The 16256-nt window shown below is 37.5% G+C and carries 13 protein-coding genes; all 13 read left to right on the forward strand.

Annotated features, from left to right (window positions below; all coding sequences use genetic code 11):
• Positions 1 to 254 precede the first annotated feature (254 nt).
• Positions 255 to 2678: a penicillin acylase family protein gene (locus IPZ59_RS10965; RefSeq protein ID WP_236136090.1), complete on the forward strand. Its 2424-nt coding sequence runs from the start codon at positions 255 to 257 to the stop codon at positions 2676 to 2678.
• Positions 2675 to 3052, forward strand: coding sequence for a hypothetical protein (locus IPZ59_RS10970; protein WP_236136091.1), 378 nt, complete (start codon positions 2675 to 2677; stop codon positions 3050 to 3052). Before IPZ59_RS10965 ends, IPZ59_RS10970 begins: the two co-directional genes overlap by 4 nt.
• 721 nt (positions 3053 to 3773) lie before the next feature.
• Complete coding sequence (locus tag IPZ59_RS10975) at positions 3774 to 4283, forward strand: helix-turn-helix domain-containing protein (RefSeq protein ID WP_236136092.1); 510 nt, start codon at positions 3774 to 3776, stop codon at positions 4281 to 4283.
• Positions 4284 to 4503: 220 nt separating this feature from the next.
• Positions 4504 to 4884 (forward strand): four helix bundle protein, encoded by a 381-nt coding sequence (locus tag IPZ59_RS10980; protein ID WP_236136093.1) that lies wholly within the window; start codon positions 4504 to 4506, stop codon positions 4882 to 4884.
• A 67-nt stretch (positions 4885 to 4951) separates the two neighbouring features.
• Positions 4952 to 7513: an SLBB domain-containing protein gene (locus IPZ59_RS10985; RefSeq protein ID WP_236136094.1), complete on the forward strand. Its 2562-nt coding sequence runs from the start codon at positions 4952 to 4954 to the stop codon at positions 7511 to 7513.
• Positions 7514 to 7652: 139 nt separating this feature from the next.
• Positions 7653 to 8768, forward strand: a complete 1116-nt coding sequence (locus tag IPZ59_RS10990) for a Wzz/FepE/Etk N-terminal domain-containing protein (RefSeq protein WP_236136095.1) — start codon at positions 7653 to 7655, stop codon at positions 8766 to 8768.
• Positions 8769 to 8784: 16 nt separating this feature from the next.
• Positions 8785 to 9207 carry an adenylyltransferase/cytidyltransferase family protein gene (locus IPZ59_RS10995; protein WP_236136096.1) on the forward strand — a complete coding sequence of 141 codons (423 nt, stop codon included), beginning with the start codon at positions 8785 to 8787 and terminating at the stop codon, positions 9205 to 9207.
• A 155-nt stretch (positions 9208 to 9362) separates the two neighbouring features.
• On the forward strand, positions 9363 to 10325 hold the full coding sequence (locus IPZ59_RS11000; RefSeq protein WP_236136097.1) for a GDP-L-fucose synthase family protein: 963 nt from the start codon (positions 9363 to 9365) through the stop codon (positions 10323 to 10325).
• 133 nt (positions 10326 to 10458) lie between these two features.
• On the forward strand, positions 10459 to 11619 hold the full coding sequence (gene gmd / locus IPZ59_RS11005; protein ID WP_236136098.1) for a GDP-mannose 4,6-dehydratase: 1161 nt from the start codon (positions 10459 to 10461) through the stop codon (positions 11617 to 11619).
• Positions 11620 to 12921 (forward strand): UDP-N-acetylglucosamine 1-carboxyvinyltransferase, encoded by a 1302-nt coding sequence (locus IPZ59_RS11010; protein ID WP_236136099.1) that lies wholly within the window; start codon positions 11620 to 11622, stop codon positions 12919 to 12921.
• Positions 12922 to 12931: 10 nt separating this feature from the next.
• The gene (locus IPZ59_RS11015; protein WP_236136100.1) at positions 12932 to 14221 is read left to right on the forward strand and encodes a flippase; all 1290 of its coding nucleotides are present in this window, start codon (positions 12932 to 12934) and stop codon (positions 14219 to 14221) included.
• The gene (gene murB / locus IPZ59_RS11020) at positions 14222 to 15076 is read left to right on the forward strand and encodes a UDP-N-acetylmuramate dehydrogenase (RefSeq protein ID WP_236136101.1); all 855 of its coding nucleotides are present in this window, start codon (positions 14222 to 14224) and stop codon (positions 15074 to 15076) included.
• 6 nt (positions 15077 to 15082) lie between these two features.
• The gene (locus IPZ59_RS11025) at positions 15083 to 16042 is read left to right on the forward strand and encodes a glycosyltransferase family 2 protein (RefSeq protein ID WP_236136102.1); all 960 of its coding nucleotides are present in this window, start codon (positions 15083 to 15085) and stop codon (positions 16040 to 16042) included.
• Positions 16043 to 16256 lie beyond the last annotated feature (214 nt).

Consider the following 16256-nt stretch of genomic DNA (forward strand, 5'->3'; position numbering starts at 1 on the left):
ATATCAGAGAAGCTGTTCAGTATTTTTTTGAACTGGCGAGTTATCGGGATTTAAGGTAAAATGATATTTAAATTAAAAACCTGTTAGCCATAAGCTTGACGATTTTTTTGTTTTATTGAATAGATGACGGTGTACTAGATCCTGACCCAAGCAATTCTTGAAAAGATCCAAATTTTTTTCCGTTTTTTTGCAATTATAAGAATGCTACCAACTATATTTGTTTGCATTCACCCTAACCCCTACATAACCAATATATGCGCTATATAGGCTTCTTGATAACCCTTATCATCACTGCATCGCTAGGTGTAGTTTTATCCATTTCTATTAACTCAATACCTCCTTTAGGTATTTTATTGGATCCACACCATGGTTTTTGGCAACATGCCTACAGTGAAGATGCGCTTGCTCAGGAATCCATAGCTTTAAAAAATTTAAAAGGGACAGTTGAGGTCGTATATGATGAGCATTTGATTCCTCATATTTTCGCGGAAAATGATGAGGACCTTTACCGCGTTCAGGGTTATGTAACAGCTCAACATCGACTTTGGCAAATGGAGTTTCAAACCATGGCGGCCTCGGGGAGAATTTCTGAAATTGTAGGGGATATTGCGTTAGACATTGACCGTATGGCGAGAAGGAAAGGTTTGCCTTATGCTGCCGAGGTAGCTATGCAATATTTAGAAAAAAATGAGCCTGAGACAATCCGATTGGTTGAAGCTTACGCAGATGGAGTGAATCAATACATTGACAACCTTTCAATTGCTAGACTTCCATTGGAATACAAAATTCTTAATTACCGTCCGGAGTCTTGGTCCGCATATAAATCTATGCTATTATTAAAATACATGGCTGATATGTTGGTGGGGGATCGCGATTTGGAATTTACTAACCTTCGAAATATGTTGGGTTCGACGGTCTTGGGTAAGCTTTACCCTGATTTCCCAAGAGACAATGACCCTATCATTGAGGCCAGCAAAATATGGGATTTTGAGCCGTTGCCAGTTTCCCAGCCACAGGGAATACAGTATCCTAAAGATTCCATTTCTTTTGAAAACCTAACGCAGCCAGTGGAAGGTACGGGGAGCAATAACTGGGCAGTGCATGGTTCAAAAACCGCCTCTGGATCGCCTATTCTTGCCAATGACCCACACTTGAGTTTAAACTTACCTTCCATTTGGTACTCTTTACAGCTTTCTACGCCCGATCATACTGTGAAAGGTGCGAGTTTACCAGGAGCTTTAGGGATTATTTCTGGTTTCAATGAGCATATAGCATGGGGTGTGACCAATGCAACCAGGGATACTAGAGATTGGTATAAAATCACTTTCAAAGATGGAAATCGTGCAGAGTATTTATACAACGATCGCTATATTCAGAGTACATTTCGTATCGAGACCTTTAAGATCAAAGGTCAAGAGGATTTCATTGACACGATTGTTTATACCCATCATGGCCCGATCGTATTTGACAAAAGTTTTCGAGGGGATCGTTCAGATGTAAATTACGCCTTGCGTTGGACGGCCCACATGGAATCCAATGAGCAACGAACTTTTCTGGAATTGAATAAAGCCAAAGATCATGATGACTACATAGAAGCGTTAAACCATTACACTTCTCCTGCTCAAAATTTCGTTTTTGCATCCAAATCTGGGGATATTGCTATGAAAGTCCAAGGAAGATTTCCCCTTAAATGGGCTCAGCAAGGGAAGTTCTTGATGGATGGAAATGATCCAGCGTATGAATGGCAAGGTTTTATTCCCAACGAACACAATCCTGCTACTTTAAATCCTGCTAGAGGGTATGTGTCCTCAGCCAATCAGCATCCGGTTGATCCATCCTATCCCTATTTTGTCTTTGACGGATCATATGAGCATTATAGAAATAGACGGCTAAATTCACGGTTGGAAGAAATGCAAGCTATTACAATAGAAGATATGCAGCAATTGCAGTTTGATAACTTCAACTTACATGCAGCTGAAGCATTGCCAATAATGCTTAATTTATTGGATTTTGATGAAAGTACTGATCCTGATTCAGAGGATGCGAGGTATTTTTATCAATTGGCTGAATGGAACTTTTACACACATCCTAATCAAACAGAGCCTACACTTTTTCAAGTTTGGTGGGATAAATTCTATGAGCTGACCTGGGATAAATGGAAAAAAGAGAATCATCCCATACTCTTACCAAATAAGTATCAAACCACCTTATTGTTAGCGGAAGAGCCTGAAAGTGAGTTTTTTGATAAACCTGAAACCCCACAGATAGAGTCAGGGGCTGATTTGGTCAAGGAGGCATATAAAGAGCTTATATCTTTCATGAAGGTATGGAATGAAGAAAATGAAGAGTATTCTTGGGCGACCTATAAAAATACGACTGTGCAGCATTTAGTGCCAAATTTCAAGTCATTCAGTAGGTCGGGTGTATATACTGGTGGAGGTGCGGGGATTTTAAATGCTACTAGTTCCAGGCATGGAGCAAGCTGGAGAATGGTTGTGGAAATGGGTGATCAAATCAAAGCTTACGGCATTTACCCAGGAGGCCAATCAGGTAATCCCGGGAGTAAGTTTTACGATCATTTTCTTAAAACTTGGGCCATAGGTTCCTATGCAAACTTTGACTTGCGAACCAAGAATTCACGAGAAGGAATTTTATTTACCACTAAATTTTCAAAATGATGATACGATTTATCGCACAATTGTTCTTGGTGTTTCTTTTAGTTTTCTTTGTAGGTGGATTTTTCTCATTTTGGGTGTTGATGATTCTGACAGGAATAGGAGCTTTTTTCCTAGTCAAAAACAATACAGTAGCTTTTTTTAGCAGCGGACTTGGATTCGGCCTTGCATGGCTAGTAAAGGCATTCGTCATTACAGTAGAAACTGCGTCCCACCTACCTCAGCAAATGGCTGTATTGATGGGTGTAAGTAATGAAAATCTCTTGTTTGTAGCAACATTTGTGATCGGGTTTCTAATTGGAGGATTTTCAGGTTTAACTGGGGGATTACTGAAAAGTATCTTGCAAAATAAGCGGGAAGGCTATTATGGAGTGTGAGTTTTTAGAAGCGTGAGACTAGAAGCGAGAAGCGAGACAAAGAATCAAGATGCAAGAAACAAGACTTGTTTGTCGTAAGTAGACGATGGGGTTTAAATGAAATAAAGTAGAAATAAGGTGGAAATAAAGTTGAAATAATGAGTTGGGAGTGAAGAAGACTATTTCCAGTAACTATGTTATCAGTCCACGTTCGACAGTCCACATGTCAGTGAACAGTGTATAGTGAACAGTGTATAGTGAACAGTGCGTAGTGAGCAGTTAGTAGTGAACAGGGACAGAAATGTAGAATGAGGAATGAAAAATGTAGAATGAGATGGCAGAAAATAATTAAGATTACCTAAATATATAGCTCATATCTAAAACCAATTAGCGTTAATTGCGAACTATGTGAGCCAAAATTAGACCTGAGACGCTAGACATAAGACTTTCTATCCTATCAAGAGATTTTTATTCGTGTAATTTGTGAAATTCGCGGTTCCTTTTTCCTATGTTTTCGTAGTTCCAGCTATTTTTCAAAAATATTTTTTCAACCAGTTTAACAGAAGAAATCTTGCAGAAATATGTATTTCAAATAAATAAAGCGTCTGTTTATGTGAATAATTTGCAATTTTTTCTTTTTTGATTGAAGAAAGTGGGGGATAGGGCTATGAAAAAAAGTGAGAAAATCTTTTTGTAAACACAAAAGGGTGAGTACTTTTGTTGCGCAGTTTTTACGGCAATTATGTTAGATTCTTTAATTACTTCAAAGACACGCTTAAAACTTTTAGTCAAGTTTTTTAGCAATCCCCAGAATGTAGCGCATTTGAGGGGTTTGGCTGAGGAATTTGGAGAATCTACCAATGCCATTCGTAAGGAATTGAATCATCTATCAGAAGCAGGTTTATTGTTGAAGGTAAATGATAAAAATAAGATAGATTACACAGCAAATTACAATCATCCCTATTTCGAAAGCTTGAAAGACCTCACCCGAAAGTATTTGGGATTCGACAAACTTGTTGACACTGTTTTGGAACGAATGGGTGATGTGGAGGAAATTTCCCTCATTGGAGATTATAGCCGTGGCTTAGATTCCGGATATTTGGATGTGTTGATCAAAGGTAATAACCTATCAGAAGAATACTTAGAGCGCTTAACTTTTCGTTTGCAAGAATTAATTGGCAAACAAGTAAACTTCACTGTTAATGATTCTTTGTGTGAAAGCAATGATTCATTGGTGATTTATAAAAAATAAGACTACTTCTTAAAAGGTAGTCCACCCCAATTGCAGCCCGCTAAGCACAAAGAAATGTGACTGAGAGGGCGAAGCTGTGAGAAGAGGGAAAAGGTACGAGGGAAAAGGTACGAGAAAATAGAGTCTAGCTGAAGTATTGGGGGGAAGAAATGGAACAACTGTCAAAGTATTAATAAAACTTAGGTTTAGTGATTTCTTTTAAATATAGATTTTTAAAAAAATGGAAATAAAATCATTTGAAGATTTAGGAGTTTGGCAAAGGAGCTTCAAGTTAGCGGTTGATATTTTTGAAGTTACAAAACTCGATAAAAACTATGTTATTAAAGATCATCTAGTAAAGACGGCTTTGTCAGTTCCTTCAAACATTGCTGAGGGTTTTGAAAGGACATCAAATAAAGAATACATACGGTTTTTGGATATTTCAAAAGGTTCTAGCGGTGAGTTAAGAACACAACTGATGTTTGCTAAAGCCGTCAACATAATAGAAAACTCAAAAGCAGAGGAAATGATTACCGAATGCAGAGAAGTAGGAAAAATGCTCGGTGGATTGATTAAATCCAGAAGGCAAATTCAAAAAAAATTAGATAGTAAAGATACTTGAAACTGATTTTTACTTCACCCCCCCCTTTCTCCTTTCTCCTTTTACCTTTTCCCTCCTTGATTAACTTATGAAAAAACTATTTGTCATAATACTTCTTTTCACAGTAAACTTTGCTGTTTTAGCGCAATCCCTGTCGGATATTCAAAACGTGAAGGTAGATAATTTGTCGGATGCTCAGATAGAGCAGCTGATCAAACGTGCGGAAGCCTCTGGTATGAATGAGCAGCAATTAATTGCTATGGCACGTGAAAGAGGGATGCCTTCGAGTGAAATTTCCAAATTTCAGAGGAGGGTCAATAGCTTAAGAAATAAAGGTATTGATGCAGCAAATTTTGGAGGAGCTGATGCTGGTAGAGAAGGGATTACAGAAGAGGTTACCGTGCATGAAGAAGGTGCTAAATTAAATGAACAGCAGAGTAAAATTTTTGGTTTCTCTTTGTTTAGGAATAATAAAATGACATTTACTCCAAATCTGAATATTCCAACACCGATGAATTACATGTTAGGTACCGGAGATCAGTTATTGATTGATGTATATGGCGCTTCCCAGCAGCAGTATGATCAACGAATTAATAATGAGGGGATGATTTTTATCCCGAATATCGGACCTATCAATTTGGCAGGACTGACGGTAGAAGCAGCAACGGCACGATTACGGGCTACGTTGTCCAATATCTACAGTGGCTTATCAGGTTCTAATCCCAATACATTTTTGCAGGTGAGAGTAGGCAATATTCGCTCTATCCAAGTGGCTATGGTAGGGGAAGTCTTCGCCCCAGGAAATTACACCTTATCCTCTTTTGCTACAGTATTTAACGCCTTATATGCATCTGGGGGGGTTACTGAAAATGGATCTTTAAGAGCTATTAAGGTCTACAGAAATAATCGCTTGTTGGCGGAGGTTGATGTGTATAATTTTTTGGTGAATGCTGATCAGTCAACCAACGTACGCTTGCAAGACAATGACGTGATTATGGTACCTCCGGTACAAAAAAGAGTAGAAATTCAAGGTCCCGTTCGTCGTCCTGGCTTGTTTGAAATGGTACAAGATGAAACTTTACAGGATCTCTTAAACTTTGCGGGAGGATTTACTAGTATGGCCTATCCAAGCCGTGCAATTGTGTATAGAACTACAGAAAAAGAATTGAAAGTTGAAAATATAGAGGAGGATGCTTTTGCTAGCTTCAGACCTAGACAAGGAGATAATTTTATTTTTGGGGAGATTTTAACCCGTTATGAAAACAGGGTTCAAATCACAGGAGCCTTGATGCGGCCGGGAACTTTTGCTCTGCAAGAAGGGATGGGGATCAATGAGTTGATCAGGAAAGCAGAAGGGCTGAGAGAAGATGCATTTTTGAATCGTGCGACCTTGTATAGAACCCGTGCTGATTTTTCTTTGGAAATCGTTGCTTTAAATATTGGCGCCATTGTCAGAGGGGAAGAACAAGATGTGCAATTAGAGAGAGAAGATGTGTTGAATATTCCGAGTATCTATGATTTAAAAGAGGAGTATTATGTGCGGATCTCTGGAGAAGTTAATAGACCGGGAGCTTTTGCTTTTGGAGAAAATATGAGTGTTTCAGATTTAGTTTTAAAAGCAGGAGGCTTTAAGGAATCAGCAACGGCTTCTCAGTTGGAAATTGCTCGTAGGGTGAAGAACGATATTTCAGGCAAGTTGGCAGAGATCATTCGGATTGATATTGATAAGGATTTAAAAATCAACGCAGACGGGAAAGACCAGATCTTGAAACCCTTTGACCATGTCATTATCCGAAGAAGTCCAGGTTTCCAACGTCAAAAGTTGGTAAGCGTGGAGGGTGAGGTCTTTTATCCTGGGGATTATGCATTGTCTAATGCAAATGAACGGATTTCAGATTTATTGCAGCGAGCGGGAGGCTTAAATCAATTTGCTTATGCAAAAGGAGCTACGCTTATCCGAAGAAATGAGTTCTTTGATACGCCAAGTGAAAATGAAATGAAGGCGCAAAGTCTGACTGAGGTTAAAAGAAATGCGACTGCAAATCAGCAGGATAATACAGAAGCTGAAAAAATTATGTTGGCTCGAATTGATAGCAAGATCAATGAAAGAGGTGGTGATCAGGCGAATAAACGAGGTGGTCTACAGGCAGATGACTTTAGAAAAGAAACTATTGAGGAGATCTCAGAAAGTGAGACAATGAAAAATAGTCCAATCAGAACTACTGAAATGGTAGGGATTGATTTATTGGCAATCATCAATAATCCAGGCAGTAATAATGATTTAATTTTACAGGAGGGAGATGTCCTATCTGTACCAAAAGAATTGCAAACAGTCAGGATTCGAGGAGAAGTACTGTATCCAAATACAGCTAGGTACAGAGAATTAAGCTCCTTTAAGTCTTATATTTCAAGAGCTGGTGGGTTTACAGAAAAATCCCGTAGAGGTAGATCCTATGTGGTCTATGCAAATGGAGATGTTCAACGGACTAGGAAGTTTTTGTTTATAAATAATTATCCAGCAGTTGAACCTGGTGCAGAAATTATCGTTCCTGCTAAACCGGAAAAAGACCCACTATCTGCTCAAGCTTGGATAGGTATAGCTTCTTCTTTAGCCACTTTAGCATTATTGATTAATAATTTAACGAGATAAAGACCCTATTCGTATTAATTGCGAGCTATACGAGTCTAAATTCAATAATATATTTGTGTAATTCCTACCTGCAGCAGGCAGGAGCGTAATTCGCGGTTAAGCTTTTCCCTTTTACCTCGTTCTTTTCACCTTTTAAGAAATGACAGATAAAAATACTTCTTCTAATCAACATACCGTCAACGAAGACGAAATAGATCTGCTAGCCCTAGCTAAAACGCTTTGGATGAAACGTAAGACTATTATAGGGATTACAAGTGTATTCGTGGTTTTAGGCTTGTTAGTAGCCATACTTTCCCCGAAAGAATTTACTGCTACTTCTGTTTTTGTTCCGCAAGTAGGAGAGTCCAATCGTGGGGGAGGTTCCTTGGGAGGTCTTGCCTCTTTAGCGGGGATTAATTTAGGCGGGATGGGCGGAAGTTCTGAGATCCCACCCTCTTTGTACCCTAAGATAGTATCATCTGTTAATTTCAGATTGGCCATTTTAGATGCACCGTTAAGTGTAGAGGGGTTGGATAAGCCTGTAACGTATAGGCACTATTATGATTCCATTCATGATCCAGGAGTATTAAGTTACATTAAAAAGTTTACTATAGGCTTACCTGGACTTTTATTAAAAAGCTTAAGGGGTGATTCTGATGAAGTTGTGAAAGATGCAAATGATCAATTAATTCGGGTCAGTAAAGATGACTTTGAACATTTCAAACGCTTGGATGCTCAGATTTCGGTCACTCCCAACGATAAGGAAGGTTTTGTTTCATTGTCTTTTGTTTTACCAGAACCAATAATGGCTGCTCAGATGGCTCGTTTTGCACAAGACTTATTACAAGAGCAAGTAATAGCCTATAAAATCTCCAATGCGCAGGAACAGTTAAAGTTTACAGAAGAGCGATTTGAGGAAAAGAAAAAAGAATTTGAGGAGATCCAATCTAGGCTTGCAAATTTTAGAGACCGTAATCAAAATATTGCTTCTGCGGCTGTATTAAATCAACAGCAGCGCTTGGAAGCGGAGTATAATTTTGCTTTTAGTATCTACACAGAATTGGCTAAGCAATTGGAGCAAGCCAGAATACAAGTTGCGAAAGATACACCGGTATTTTCTGTGATTCAGCCTGTGACGGTTCCTGTGGAAAAGTCTGCTCCCAAACGGCCTTTGATTTTGATTATATTTATCATTTTGGGAGGTATTGTGGCCATAGGTTATGTATTTGGTATGGAGTTTTTTAAGGGTGTGAAAGAGCAGTGGGTTAATGTTTAAAAAAATAAATTTGTACATGAAAAAAGCTGTCATTGTTTCCGGTTATTTTAATCCCATCCACAAAGGTCATATCGAATACTTTAACCATGCCAAAGCAGCAGGTGATGTACTAATTGTCATCGTAAACAATGACCATCAACGTGCCTTAAAGGGCTCAAAAGAGTTCCAAGGGGAAGATGAACGACTTTTTATTGTCTCCAATATCAAAAGCGTAGATCAAGTATTCCTTTCCATAGATCAGGATAGAACAGTTTGTGAAACTATCAGACAAATACACAATCAATTAGGCAATACGTACCAACTCGCCTTCGCCAATGGTGGTGATCAGAATAACCAATCCATCCCTGAAGTTCCAGTCTGCGAGGAACTAGGAATTGAGCTCATAGACGGGCTAGGAGACAAAATCCAATCAAGCAGCTGGCTATTAAAAAGTAGTTAATGGTAAAAATTTAAAAGGTAAAACTATTTAATATTAAACTTCGCTATTTAGGGTAAGACAACAACCTTTTACCTTTCGCCTTTACCCTTTTTCCTTAAAAAGTTTTCTGTGAAACGCTGCGCCTCCTCAGTGAATCTCAGTGTTACTAAAAAAATATGGACAAATCTTCTAAAATATACATCGCTGGCCATCGAGGCATGGTCGGTTCAGCAATCTGGAGAGCCTTAGAAAATAAAGGCTACGTCAACCTGATAGGTCAATCTTCCAAAGAAGTGGACCTAAGAAACCAACAAGCGGTTCTAAATTTTTTCGATAGAGAAAAACCAGAGGTTGTCATCGATGCTGCGGCTAGGGTAGGAGGGATTCTAGCCAACAATGACTACCCTTATCAATTCTTGATGGAGAACATGCAGATTCAAAATAACCTGATTGATGCATCTCTCCAAGCCGATTGTCAAAAATTCATCTTCTTAGGATCTTCTTGCATTTATCCCAAACTTGCCCCACAACCACTCAAGGAAGAATACCTGCTCACTTCAAGCCTGGAGCCTACCAATGAATGGTATGCCATAGCCAAAATCACTGGTGTCAAAGCTTGTGAAGCCATCAGAAAGCAATTTGGAAAAGATTACATTTCCCTGATGCCGACCAACCTATATGGTTCTTTTGATAATTTTGACTTGAAAACCTCCCATGTCCTTCCTGCCATGATTCGCAAGTTCCATGAAGCAAAGCAGTCAACATTCAACGGTCAACAGTCGACAGTTACGCTTTGGGGTTCAGGAACACCCATGCGTGAATTCTTACATGTAGATGATATGGCAGATGCGGTAGTATTTGCCTTAGAAAATCAATTCCAAGATAACTTGTACAATGTGGGAACAGGCAAAGACCTCACCATCAAGGAACTCGCTAAAATGATTCAAAGGATAGTAGGTCACGAAGGAGATATCTTCTGGGATAGCAGCAAGCCCGATGGTACCCCAAGAAAACTCATGGACGTCTCAAAAATGTCCCAAGCCGGCTGGAAAGCCAAGATAGGACTAGAAGAAGGTATAAAAAGCACCTACCAATGGTTCCTCCAAAATCAAGATTCCTTCAAGGAAGTAAAGATGTGAAATTGCTTTCGCTTTAATTACACAGAGTTTCACTGAGGAGTCACTGAGTCACACAGAGAAAATATAAATAAAAAAACTAAGTGCATCTCGGTGCCTCCTCTATGTATCTCTGTGATTATAAAAAAATAAATATATGAAAGTTGCATTAATAACAGGAATAACAGGCCAAGACGGCTCCTACCTAGCCGAACTTTTACTCGAAAAAGGCTACATGGTCCACGGCATCAAGCGTAGAGCCTCATCATTCAATACCCAACGTGTAGACCACCTGTATGTAGATCAGCACGAAAACAATGTCAATTTCAAGCTCCATTACGGTGACTTAACAGACTCTACGAACCTGATCCGTATCATCCAAGAAACCCAGCCGGACGAGATATACAATCTAGGTGCCATGTCCCATGTCAAAGTCTCTTTTGATTCTCCGGAATATGTGGCCAATGTGGATGGTATTGGTACACTTAGGATTTTGGAAGCTGTAAGGATTTTAGGATTAGAAAAGAAAACCAGGATCTACCAAGCCTCTACTTCAGAGCTTTACGGCGGGATGCCTGAGAACAAAAATGAAAAGGGATTCTATGATGAAAATTCTCCTTTTTATCCCCGTTCTCCATACGGTGCAGCAAAAATTTATGGTTTTTGGATTACTAAAAATTACAGAGAAGCGTATAATATGTTTGCATGTAATGGAATTCTTTTTAACCATGAATCGCCTAGACGCGGGGAGACTTTTGTTACAAGAAAAATCACTAGAGCGGTCGCTAAAATAGCATTGGGCTTGCAAAAAGAACTCTATATGGGTAATCTAGATGCGCAAAGGGATTGGGGACATGCTAAAGATTATGTCAGAGCGATGTGGTTAATCCTACAACAAGATCAAGCTGATGATTATGTAATTGCCACAGGTGTGACTACTAGAGTTCGTGATTTTATTAAAATGGCATTTTCTCATGTGGGTTTCAATATCAGATTTGATGGAGAAGGAGTTGATGAAGTTGGTGTATTGGATTCAGTTGATCAATTTACTTTTGAAGCAGCTACAGGATTAAAGTTTAATCAAGTAAGCCTTAATCAAGGAGACACTTTGCTCAAAATAGATCCAATCTACTTCCGTCCTACTGAGGTTGATTTACTTCTTGGCGATCCGACCAAATCTAAAACTAAACTGGGCTGGGAGCCAGAATATGACTTAAAAGGACTGGTTGAAGATATGATGATTTCGGATTTGAAATTAATGGTTAAAGAACAATACCTAAAAGATGCTGGGTATAATATTTTAAAGAATTTAGAGTAGTTGTCGTACAAATTTAAAGAAAATTTTATGGTTGCCAATCAAACAATTAGTACAGCAAGTACTATCAAGGTTACAAAAGGAAAATTATCGGGAACAGTCAGACTTAGTGGGGCAAAAAACAGTGCGCTACGTTTATTAGCTGCTTCAATATTAACTAATGATCAGGTTCGTCTTTCGAACTTTCCAAATGATCTATTGGATATCCAAGTACATTTGGAAATGCTTTGGGTCTTAGGAAAGGAATATGTTGCTATGGATGATACTGTTGTAATTCGTCAGAATCGGATGCTTGATACAGAATTGAAATGGGAAAAAAGATCAATTAGAAATACGCTATTGATCTTAGGCGCATTAACAGCAAGATATGGAGAAGGAAGGGTTCCATTGCCCGGTGGGTGTAAATTGGGTGAGCGTAAATATGATATCCATATAATGTTGCTGGAGCAGTTGGGAGCAAAGGTATGGGTGGAAGATGGTATGTTATGTGCTAAAGTCGGACTGGAAAGAAGATTAATTGGGAATGATATTTATCTACCTATCAGATCCACAGGTGCCACTGAAAATGCCATATTGTGTGGTTCTTTAGCAATTGGAACTACTACAGTTTGGAATCCTCATATTCGCCCAGAAATACTTGATTTGATCCAAATGCTAAATAAAATGGGGGCAGAAATTAAGGTGTATGGTCAGAAATGTATTGTTATTCAGGGGAAAGAAGAATTAAGAGGTGTAGAGCATGAAGTCATTCCTGACAATATGGAAGCCCTTACATGGGCAATTGGGTCAGTAATTACTAATGGGGATGTTGAAATACTTAATTTCCCTAAGAATCATCTTGATGTACCTCTGGTATTCTTAAAAGAAAGTGGAATGAAGATATACGAAGGGGAGAATTCCGTTATTGTAAAAGGCGGTACGGCTTATCCCTTAGAAATTAGTACTGGGCCTTATCCAGGGATAAACTCAGATATGCAGCCATTATTAGCTGTCTATGGAGCAATGAGCAATGGGGTTTCTAAGATTGTTGATCTTAGGTTTCCTGGAAGATATGCCTATGCTGAAGAATTGGGTAAAATGGGACTGGATTTCGAAATAATAGGGGATTTGTTAGTTATCCATGGTGGAAGGCAGCTCTGTGGAGCTAAAGTTCAGGCACTTGATTTAAGAGCAGGAATAGCACTATTATTAGCTGGATTGACGGCTGATGGAGAAACTATAATTGAAAATGCGTGGCAGATTGAAAGAGGTTATAATAATCTTAATTATAAACTAGGTCAATTAGGAGTTAAACTCATAAATTAAGTTTTAGAAATTGAGATCTTTTTTACGAGATACTTTATCAGTAGGATTTTCAAATATTCTGATAATTCTTTTCAATCTCGGAGTATCAATTGTGACTGCTAGGTATTTAGGACCTGAGGGTAATGGTACAATAGCGGGTTTATTGGTCTACCCTTCAATATTTATGGCAATTGGGTCTTTAGGTGTAAGACAGTCGACAACATATATTTTAGGAAGAAAATTATTCAGTGAGGAACAGATAAAAAGAGCAATTTCACAAATTTGGTTTGTAAGTAGTGTGTTTTCTATTGTAATATGCCTATTACTAATTCTCAATTTTAGTAAATCTGGAACAAATATTTATTGGGTTACTTTTGCACTAATCCCAATTCCTTTTAGTTTATTTAATACTTATAATTCAGGTATATTTTTAGGGAAAAATAATATAAAATTTTTCAATAAAATAAACTGGTTTCCTCCGGCATTAGTTTTCATGGGGACGCTGTTTCTAGTGGTGTTGTTTCAATGGGGAATTAGTGGAGCGTTGATCGCTAAAATTATAGGCCCTCTTTTTTTGTTTTTTATACTGTTATTCAAAAATGATTTCATAAAATGTTTTTCATTTAATATAGAGGTAGATGTACTTTCGAAACTGGTTTCACTTGGTTTAATATACGCTTTTTCATTATTAGTGATAAATTTGAATTATAAAGTCGATGTTATACTACTTGATAAAATTAGCAATACCTATGAATTAGGGATATATAGTAAAGGGGCGGGTATCATTGAGTATTTATGGCAAATACCAATGGTATTTAGTTCTATAGTTTTTGCTAGAAGTAGTGTTGCTAAAGATAGTAGTTCCTTTTCAAATCAAGTGGCCCAATTATTAAGAGTTTCTCTAATATTGATAGGTGGAGCTTCAGTTGCTTTATTGTTATTGTCTAAATATATAATTTTGGGTATGTATGGTCAAGAATTTTTTGAGAGTATATCGGTATTAAAATTTCTTTTGCCGGGCGTACTTATTTTGACAATATATAAGGTAATGAACATGGATTTAGCTGGGAGAGGGAAACCATGGATATCCATGAAAGCGATGATCCCTGCTTTAGTTATTAATGTCTTATTGAATATAATTTTAATTCCTAAGTATGGTGCGGATGGGGCGGCTATTGCTTCAACGATAAGTTATTCATTTGCAGGGCTGTTGTTCCTTTGGTTTTACAGTAAAGAAGTCAAGATTGGAATTAAAGAAATTTTGAAATTCAAAAAAAGTGATTTTGATCCTCTTAAACGTGTGATAAGTAAATTTGTATAAATGAAAATATTTGAAGAATTTGATCTGACAAATTATAACTCATATAAAATTCATTCTAAGTGTAAGAAAGCTTATTTTCCAGATTCAGAGCAAGATATAGTTGATTTGTTCTCCAAAAAGCAAGATTATATTTTATTGGGTACAGGTCATAATGTAATTTTGTCAAAATCGTACTATGATAGAGAGTTTATAATTTTTAATGGTAATTTCTCAAGGTTAGGCAAAAGTATTAATGGTTTACTGGAAGCTGAGTCGGGTGTAACGATGTATGATTTGAGTCTTTTTGCATTAGATCATGGGTTGACAGGGTTAGAGATATTTTATGATATTCCGAGTTCGCTTGGTGGAGCTATAGTTATGAACGCTGGCGCAAGTGGAGAGGAGATTAAAGATGTGTTGGTTAAGGTTCGTTATTTGGATTTAGTAGATTTGCAGGTTAAGGAGATCCTTAAGGAAGAAATGGATTTTCAATACCGAAATAGTTTTTTTCAGAAAAATACAAACAAGATTGTAATTAAAGCTTGGCTAAAGCTTAAAGTAGGAGATTATGAGAAAATAAAAACAAAGATGGAGCTGATAAGAGCTCAGCGGTGGCAAAAACAGCCTAGAGACTTTCCAAACGCTGGCAGTGTTTTTAAGAGGCCAAAAGGGTATTATGTTGGATCTTTAATTGACGAATTGAAGCTGAAAGGTTTGACAAGAGGAGGAGCTAAAGTTTCCGAAAAACACGGAGGATTTATTATTAATTTTAATAATGCTAGTGGAAATGATATTATTGAATTGATTTCCGAGATAAAGGGTAGGGTATTGGAAAAATTTGGAGTAAATTTAGAAGTTGAACAAAGAATAGTATAGGTTTTGATGTTAGTTAGTATTGTTTCAGTCTTTTATAATCGAGAAGATGTTGTTGATTTTTCTGTTGAAAGTTTGCTTAAGCAAACTTATGAAAATATAGAGATTATTTTATGTGATGATGGATCGTCAGATAATACTTATAAGAAATTGAAAGTCTATGAATCACTGGATGATAGAGTGAGAGTGATACATCACCCGAATATCGGTTTTACAAATTCAATTCTAAAAGCTGTTGATAAAGCTGTTGGAGAATTGATAGCCATTCATGGGTCTGGAGATTACTCTTATCCTGAAAGAATTCAAAAACAGGTGAATTACTTGATAGAAAATCCATCTGTAGGAGTAGTAGGTTGTTTGTTTGAAAGGGAGGATTTGGTCCTTAATAGGAAGGTGGTTGTGGAACGTAGCAAAAGTGATGATGTGTTAAATAATATTTGCGTGAGTCACGGAGAAGTAATGTTCAGAAAAGATGTTTACAGTGCAGCAGGTGGATATAGGCCTTTTTTCCATTTTTCACAAGATAGGGATTTGTGGTTAAGGATGTCGTTATCCTGCAAGTTGGATTTTGTTCCTGAAGTTCTCTATACGGCTTTTACAAGAAATGATGGAGTAACCGGAAATGCTTATAAACGGGCAATTCAACTGTATTTCGCAGAAATGGCAAAGCAGATGTATGAAATGAGAAAACAAATTGGTTGGGATTTTATCGATCGATTTGGAAATAACGCTTGGGTGTTTATGAGAAAGTCCAAACGATTGGGAAAGGAATTGATGAAGCATTCACTATGGGCATTCAGGCAGGGTTATACCAAAGAGGCGAATAGGATTTTAAGTATAGCAAAAGATCAATCTAATACATTTTCAATATCGTTGATGTCTACAACAATATTTTTTTTAGGTCGATTTGAGAATGGGCCCTGTTATTTATCAAGAATTCTGGACTTCAAACGAAAGCTTCTTAAATGAGTTCGTTGGTAATCAAGAGGAATAAGTTGGAAAGATTTTTTGTTCTTATTCTTTTGTTTATAGTGGTTTATTTTCCTCCTTTAAGATTTCTCATGATATCACCAGAATATCTTATGATACTCGGTTTTTTAGGCTGGATTATTCTTCATTTAAACCTATTTAAACTGGGAATAACCAAAAAGGCTATATTTGTATTCACTCTGACTTTTGGACT

This window comes from Mongoliitalea daihaiensis, assembly GCF_021596945.1.
In the GTDB taxonomy this organism is placed as follows: Bacteria; Bacteroidota; Bacteroidia; order Cytophagales; family Cyclobacteriaceae; genus Mongoliitalea; species Mongoliitalea daihaiensis.

Excerpts from the sequence above, each read along its gene's own strand:
- IPZ59_RS10995 (WP_236136096.1), top strand. The coding sequence starts at position 8,785 with ATGAAAAAAGCTGTCATTGTTTCCGGTTATTTTAATCCCATCCACAAA.
- gmd (WP_236136098.1), top strand. The coding sequence starts at position 10,459 with ATGAAAGTTGCATTAATAACAGGAATAACAGGCCAAGACGGCTCCTAC.
- IPZ59_RS10970 (WP_236136091.1), top strand. The coding sequence starts at position 2,675 with ATGATGATACGATTTATCGCACAATTGTTCTTGGTGTTTCTTTTAGTT.
- IPZ59_RS10985 (WP_236136094.1), top strand. The coding sequence starts at position 4,952 with ATGAAAAAACTATTTGTCATAATACTTCTTTTCACAGTAAACTTTGCT.
- IPZ59_RS10975 (WP_236136092.1), top strand. The coding sequence starts at position 3,774 with ATGTTAGATTCTTTAATTACTTCAAAGACACGCTTAAAACTTTTAGTC.
- murB (WP_236136101.1), top strand. The coding sequence starts at position 14,222 with ATGAAAATATTTGAAGAATTTGATCTGACAAATTATAACTCATATAAA.
- IPZ59_RS11000 (WP_236136097.1), top strand. The coding sequence starts at position 9,363 with ATGGACAAATCTTCTAAAATATACATCGCTGGCCATCGAGGCATGGTC.
- IPZ59_RS10990 (WP_236136095.1), top strand. The coding sequence starts at position 7,653 with ATGACAGATAAAAATACTTCTTCTAATCAACATACCGTCAACGAAGAC.
- IPZ59_RS10965 (WP_236136090.1), top strand. The coding sequence starts at position 255 with ATGCGCTATATAGGCTTCTTGATAACCCTTATCATCACTGCATCGCTA.
- IPZ59_RS10980 (WP_236136093.1), top strand. The coding sequence starts at position 4,504 with ATGGAAATAAAATCATTTGAAGATTTAGGAGTTTGGCAAAGGAGCTTC.
- IPZ59_RS11025 (WP_236136102.1), top strand. The coding sequence starts at position 15,083 with ATGTTAGTTAGTATTGTTTCAGTCTTTTATAATCGAGAAGATGTTGTT.